This window comes from Microbispora sp. H10830 (assembly GCF_014161375.1).
Classification (GTDB): Bacteria; Actinomycetota; Actinomycetes; order Streptosporangiales; family Streptosporangiaceae; genus Microbispora; species Microbispora catharanthi.
This window is the reverse complement of sequence record NZ_JABBWX010000040.1, coordinates 1-6,957: the sequence shown is the minus strand read 5'-3', so window position 1 is coordinate 6,957 and position 6,957 is coordinate 1. Positions and strand designations below refer to the sequence as shown.

The following is a 6,957-nucleotide window of genomic DNA, read 5'->3' as shown; positions in this document are numbered from 1 at the left end:
GAGGCACTTGTTGCCGTAGACCCGCAGCTCACCGGCGCTGGTGGAGGTCCACTGCTGGTTGGCCTGGCCGTTGCAGTCCCAGATCTGCGCCTGCGCGCCGTTGGCCTGCGACACACCGGTGACGTCGAGACACCGCCCGGACCCCACACCCTTCAGCGCGCTCGTCGCCGGCGGATTGCCGCTCGGTGAGACGGTCGGTGAGACGGTCGGCGAGGGAGAGGGCGAGGTCGGCGGGGTCGTGTCGAACTGCGTCAGGAACTTCCACGCCTCGCCCGAGGTCCAGGTCCTCCAGCCGTCACAGGTGCACCCGTCGATCGGGCCCGGGGTGTGGCCCCCGTCGAACGCCGCCCACACGACCGGATACCCGGCCCGGCACCCCGAGTAGGCGGTGACGATGTGGGTCAGGCTGCCCGACCTCGGCTCGGGCGGATTCTGCGCGGTGCAGCCGTTGTTCCTCACGAACGTGTCACGCAGCCCTCGGCCCGTAGAGATGTTGAGCACCGGGTCCCCGATGCCGTGCACCCCCATGTACGCGATGGGCTGGGTGCCGCCGTTGCACCCGCTGAGCTGCGCGCCGGAGTAGACCACGACCGCGCGGAAGACCGACGCCCGGGCGCAGGCGAGCGCGTAGCTCATACCGCCGCCGTAGCTGAAGCCCGTGGAGAAGATCTGGCTGGTGTCGACGCACAGGCCGGCCTCGATCTGCCTGAGCATGTCGTCGACGAAGGTCACATCCTGGCCGCCGGGGTTGGCCCAGCCGTTGCCGTTGCCCTGGGGCGCGACGAAGATCGTGCTGTTGCCCGCGGCGTCCGCCAGGCGCCTGAGTCCGTAGTACGACCAGTTGTACCCGTCGGTTCCGCCCGAGTCGACGTCGTTGGCGGTGCCGCCGTTCCAGTGGAACCCGAAGATCAGGCGATAGGGGTGGTTGCTGTCGTAGTTGGCGGGCACCCGCAGGATGTAGCTGCGGTTCTGGCCGCCGCTCGCAATCGAGTGCGAGCCGCTCGCCAGCGTCGGGGCCTTGCCGCATCCGGCGGTCGCCGCGGCGGCCACGGCGCTGTGCGTGGCCGACGTCGTTCCGCCGAGCGCCGTGCCGCTTATGCCCAGGACGAGAACTGCTGCCGCCGCGATTGCGGCGAAAAGGGATTTGTGACTCAACATACGCAACTCCATGCGCGGTTAGGGGGTCAGCGGTAGCCGGCGGCGACGACGTCGGCCTGTACGGCGTTCTCGGTGGCGTCGGAGGGGTAGCCCGCCACCATCGCTCCTTCGTAGAAGGTGCCGGCGCTGAGGTTGGCGCCGCCGTCGGGCTTGCAGCAGTCGCCGCCGCTGCCCAGGACGATGGCGCCCTGCTTCTTCATCGGGCTGTAGCCGGGGGGAAGCGCGCCGTCGTAGAGGGTGTACAGGCTGCCGGACTGCGCGTTGCTGCCCTTGATCGCGAATCGGCTGGTGCCGTTGTTCTTCAGCGTGGCCGTGACGAACTTGCTGGTGAAGGCTCGCTGGTTGGGGTTCCAGGACTGGCTCCCGCCGGGGTAGAGCCCCCATTCGAGGTCGGCCTGGACCCAGGGACCGGAGCCGGAGCAGCCGCCGAACCAGCAGCTCGTGCCGAAGTAGATGGCGTCCATGGCGCCGGCGGCGTCGGCCTTGCGGGTGGTCTCGCTGTTGCCGTAGTCGAAGCAGCAGCCGCTGTTGACGTGGGTGCCGCTGGTCACCATGTACATGCCCTCGGGCGCGGTGCCGGTCGGCACGCCGGTCAGGTGGCCGTCCCGCCAGTAGCTGTTGCCGGGGTTGATGTACAGGGAGTAGGCCTTGTTGCCGCCCACGGACAGCGACTCGGTGGTCGCGGTCGCGGGCTTGCTCTGAGGGGACCCGGGAACCACGCTCGACCCCTGGTACCACAGGTCGTTGCCTCGGCCGGACTGGTCGTACACGACGGTGATGACGCAGGTGGTGCCGGCGCAGAAGGAGTCCTGGGCCGCTGCGTTGGCGGCACCGCCCTGTGTCAGGACGCCGATGTTCCTGGTCGCGCTGTCGGAGGAGCGCCGCACCTGGTACAGGTTGCCGTTGTAGGCGTTGTAGAGCGCCCGCGTGGTGCTGTGCGCGGCCACGCACGGCGTGCCGCCGGCGGCGTAGATGTCGCACGGGCGCGAGCCGGGTGGCGGCGGGCTCGGTGACGTGGGCGGGCTCGGTGACGTGGTGGGCCCGCCTCCGGCGGTGGTCCACTTCTGGTTGCTCTGCCCGTTGCAGGTCCACAGGGTGACCGCGGTGCCGTTGGCCGTGCCCGCGCCGTACACGTCGAGGCACAGCCCCGACTGCACGCCGGCGATCGAACCGTCGGAGTTCTGCCGCCACTTCTGGTTCGCCTGGCCGTTGCACGACCAGATGACCACCTTCGTGCCCGGCGACGTCCCCTGGCCGTACGCGTCCACGCACCGCGTGCCGCCGAACGTCCGCAGCTCGCCGGCCGAGGTGAACTCGAACGCCTGGTTGGCCTGGCTGTTGCAGTCCCAGATCTGCAGGGCGGCGCCCAGCGCGTCGGTGTTGCCCGCCACGTCCAGGCAGCGCCCCGACGACGCGCTGACCAGCGGCGCCACCGCCGCCGACGCCGGTCCCGACCATGTCAGGGCGGTGGCGAGGAGGGCCGCGAGCGCTGCCACGAGGCAGGCCGCGACGGCCGCCGGTGAGCGCCGCCCGCGAGCCGCGTGGCCCGACGAGTCAACGGACGAAGAACCCATTGCTTTCACTCCTTGGGGGGAAGGCTCGGCGGAGACAGCCGCGTGCTGAATCCAGGCAGCCTCGCCGGAGCCGGCGGCAGGCGGTCGTGTCCCAGGCGATGGGTCGCTGTGGGGATGGCCCGCCGTGGATGGCCGGGCCGTGGGAGCTGACCGCTCCTCGGTCCTTACGCTCGGTACCGATCCGGCGTTGTCCGTACGTCGAGACCGAGGGAATCTCGGGTCCCGGTCGCGGACCCGATCCGCGCGAAGGCGCGTGTACGGGAGGACGAAGGGGTCGCGGACAGTGGTGAGGAGTCCTGCCGCAGCCCGAAACGCCAGCGGCGCACCTTACGCCGTCGTGCGCGGCGAACCGCGACGTCGGTGGATCACCATCCGGGTCACACCGGATCGGCGAGTGCGTCTCGCGCTGAACCTCCTCGAAAAAGGTCCACGAACCGATTCGCGTCGACCGGGTGTCGGAATCCAGCCCCTATTGCCTCCTTGCGGCAACTATGGGCTTTGTTAGCGCTAACAGACCGTCAGAGCGTTGATCCTTCCTGCCGGCGGATTGGGGGTGGCGGGATGCAGCGAAGCAAATATGACCAGCCGAGCGCCTGTCAAGAACCCCGTCCCGCGCTTTTACGGCCAGGGTAAGGGCCCGGAGTCCCTTCCACGGCTCTCAGCAGGGGTGCTCGCGATCTCCTGCCGGTTGCGCGCGAATGAAAGATTCATAGACCGCCTCAAACGGGCCGGCCCCCTCGGCCCGCCCGCGAACAGGTTCGCTCCGCCGAAACGATTCGCTTCGGCGCTCAGGAGTGACGAGGGAGGCGACTTCGGTGGTGCGGCCGGCGGGACGGTCTCAGTCGGCCGAGGAGAACAGCCGCTGCTGGATCGCCCTGCGGTAGTCGTCCAGCGTGTTGTCGATGTGCGCGGCGGCGGCGTGGGCCGCCGCTTCCGGATCGCCGGCGCGGATGGCCTGGTAGATGGCGTCGTGTTCCTCGACGGCCTTGGCCGCGTGCCCGCCCACGGAACCGCGTAGCCCGATGATCGCCGACTGACCCTGCAGCCGGCGGGCTTCCCGCACCGCGATCTGCAGGAACATGTTGTGCGATGCCGTCGCGATGGCGGCGTGGAAGGCGTCGTCACCCTCGTTGAACACGTCCTCGCGTCCGGTCTCGAATCCGTCACGGCATACCCTGACCGCCTCCTCGATGGCCCGAAGCTCCGCCGGAGCCGCGCGACGGGCGGCCAGCCGGCTGGTCTCCATCTCCTGCGCCCGCCGGAACTCGAACAGCATGTAGACGTGGTCCAGGTCGGTGGGGAGGAAGAACGATGCCAACGGCCCGGCGCCGAGCATCCCCTCGTCGTCTGCCACGTACAGGCCGCGGCCCTTCTGCGCGCGCACCCGGCCCAGCGCGGAGAGGATTTTCACCGCCTCGCGGACGACGGTGCGGCTGGTTCCCAACTGCCGGGCCAGGTCGTTCTCGGTCGGCATGCGGTCGCCCGGCCGCAGGCCCAGCCGGGCGATGAGCTCCAGCACCTGCTCGGCCGCCACCTCGTAGCCCGGCCGGTATCCGCCCTCACGCGCGGTGTCGGTCACGGCGCTCCTTCCTCGCGATCTCCCTAAGTATGACTCTGCGGGCCATGTCACCCGCGGGCTGCCCGTCGCGTCGTGAGTACGAAACATGCCGACGGTTCACGTGAGCGATCCACCCACAAAGCAATGCGGATATGCATTTCCGCTGGCCAAACCAGTTCTTGTCGTTACAACGACATGACGTTCACATGGCGGGCGTGAAAAATAAGTGTGCTTAAGGTCTTGACGGGCCTCGGTGCTCGCACCGTAATTGGTACCTGAGCACCCGGAGGGCACTTCTTCCGGGCTCCTGCGGCTGGACCACACGGCGGGTGTGTGGAGGCGCGTCGCATGCCTCCGCACCGTGGTCGGCCACGTCGGCTTCCATCACCTCACCCCACCCCGACTCCTCGTGGTGACACGTGAGGCCGCGCCATCATGGAGAAGCACGTGACCGATCGGATCGAGAACCCGTCCCCACCAGTCGCGGTGTTGAGACCGCTTCTGGTTGGTCTCGTCATCGCGGCGCTGACCGCGGCGATGGCAGTCGTCGCATCGGCCACCGCGGCCCGCGCCGCCACCACGACCCTCTACGTCTCGCCCTCGGGCACCGGCAGCACCTGTTCGTCCGCCCAGCCGTGCTCGCTGTCGGGCGCGCAGACGGCGGTGCGGTCGCAGAACAGCTCCATGTCCGGCGACATCGTCGTGCAACTCGCCGACGGGGTGTACCGGCTCTCCTCGCCGCTACGGCTGACCGCCGCCGACTCCGGCACCAACGGATATCAGGTCGTGTGGCAGGCGGCGCCGTCGGCGCATCCCGTCATCAGCGGCGCCAGGGCGGTCACCGGCTGGACCCTCGCGAACCAGGCGAAGAACATCTGGCAGGCCGACGTCGGCACCGGGATCGACACGCGGCAGCTGTATGTCAACGGCGCCCTCGCCACGCGTGCGCGTACGCAGGTGAACCGGTCCGACTTCACCGCCACCGGCTCCGGGCTGAGGTTCGGCAACAGCGCGCTGAGCTACCTGAACAATCTGGCCGGTCAGAACCGGGTCGAGCTGGAGAGCGTCGGTTCGTTCACCGACCGGTACGTGCGGGTGCAGAGCATCAGCGGCAACTTCATCACGATGCAGCAGCCCAGCTGGAGCAACAACATCTTCGGGTACGACACGTTCACCACCCCGCACCGGGCCGGGCCGTTGTACATCGAGAACGCCTACGAGTTCCTCGACTCTCCGGGTGAGTGGTACATCAATCCCGCGACCGGCGTGCTCTCCTACATCCCCCTCTCCGGGCAGAACATGAGCAGCACCAGCGTGGAGTTGCCGGTGTTGCAGTCCCTGGTGGACGTCGGCGGCACCTATGACGCGCCCGCGCACCACATCACCTTCAGCGGCATCACCTTCACCGGCACCAGCTGGCTCGGGCCCAGCAGCAACCAGGGCTTCGCCGACCAGCAGACCGGCTCCTACATCGCGGGCAACTCGAACTGGCCCGGCGACCTGCCCAGCTCCTGCCAGGAGGGCTGCCAGCAGTTCGAGTCCACCAGGCCGAACTGGTCCCAGATGCCCGCGGCGGTGCAGGTCTCGGCGGCCAACCACATCACCTTCAGCGACTCGCAGTTCGTCAACCTGGGCCAGACGGCGGTGGGCATCGGCAACGACGCCAACGCGCACGCCAGCGGTGTCGGCCTGGGCGCCAGCGACATCACGGTCACCCGGTCCGAGATCGCCCGCAGCTCGGCCGGCGGCGTCGTGGTCGGCGGCGTGCGCGCCGACGCCCACCACCCCAGCGACCAGCGGATGGTCAACCGCAACATCACCGTCAGCGACAACCGCATCCACGACCTCGGGCTGGACTACCGGGGCATCGTCTCGGTCCTGACCACCTACGTCACGACCACCGACGTGTCCCACAACGAGGTCTACAACATGCCCTACACCGGCATGTCGATCGGCTACGGGTGGGGCGCCAACGAGCCCGGCGGCAGCACCCAGTACGCCAACCGGGGTCTGTACAACTACCAGCCGCGGTACACCACGCCCACCACGGCGTCGGGCAACAAGCTCATCGGCAACTACGTGCACGACGTCATGCAGCAGATGACCGACGGCGGATGCATCTACACGCTGTCGTGGAACCCGAACGCGCTGATCAGCGACAACTACTGCCTGCGGACCAACGGCTGGTTCGGGCTCTACTTCGATGAGGGCTCCAAGTACTACACCGTCAGGAACAACGTCTTCTCGAACACCGGCACCTGGGCCACCGCCAACTACTGGGGTGGTGAGAACATGGGCAACTTCACCGTCACGGGCAACTGGTCGACCAACGGCAGCACCAACATCACCAACGGCGACCGCGGCAATGTCGTCAACAACAACGTGACCGTCACCAACGGGCAGTGGCCGTCGGGCGCCCAGTCCGTGATGGCCTCCGCCGGGCCCCGGAACGGCACGTCGACCCCCTCCCCCTCCCCGTCGCCGTCGTCGCCGTCGGGGAGCACGAGCGCGCTGAAGGGTGTGGGGTCCGGGCGGTGTCTCGACGTCACCGGTGTGTCGCAGGCCAACGGCGCGCAGGCGCAGATCTGGGACTGCAACGGTCAGAACAACCAGCAGTGGACCTCCACCAGCGCCGGTGAGCTGCGGGTCTACGGCAACAAGTGCCTG

General features: G+C 68.6%; 4 protein-coding genes. 1 reads left to right on the top strand and 3 read right to left on the bottom strand.

Annotated elements, in window-relative coordinates:
- From HHX35_RS42200 to HHX35_RS42190, 3 genes are all read right to left on the bottom strand, one after another.
- Positions 1 to 1,158: ricin-type beta-trefoil lectin domain protein (locus HHX35_RS42200; RefSeq protein ID WP_182904218.1), on the bottom strand; the 1,158-nt coding region annotated here is incomplete at its 3' end.
- Positions 1,159 to 1,184: 26 nt separating this feature from the next.
- Entirely contained in the window at positions 1,185 to 2,732 is a 1,548-nt protein-coding gene (locus HHX35_RS42195) for an arabinofuranosidase catalytic domain-containing protein (protein ID WP_182904217.1), read from the bottom strand.
- An 838-nt stretch (positions 2,733 to 3,570) separates the two neighbouring features.
- Positions 3,571 to 4,311: an FCD domain-containing protein gene (locus HHX35_RS42190; RefSeq protein ID WP_220506543.1), complete on the bottom strand. Its 741-nt coding sequence runs from the start codon at positions 4,309 to 4,311 to the stop codon at positions 3,571 to 3,573.
- A 426-nt stretch (positions 4,312 to 4,737) separates the two neighbouring features.
- Between HHX35_RS42190 and HHX35_RS45020 the strand changes: the two genes are divergently transcribed.
- A partial coding sequence (locus HHX35_RS45020; RefSeq protein WP_310739685.1) for a ricin-type beta-trefoil lectin domain protein occupies positions 4,738 to 6,957 on the top strand: 2,220 nt, incomplete at its 3' end.

Excerpts from the sequence above, each read along its gene's own strand:
- HHX35_RS42195 (WP_182904217.1), bottom strand. The coding sequence starts at position 2,732 with ATGGGTTCTTCGTCCGTTGACTCGTCGGGCCACGCGGCTCGCGGGCGG.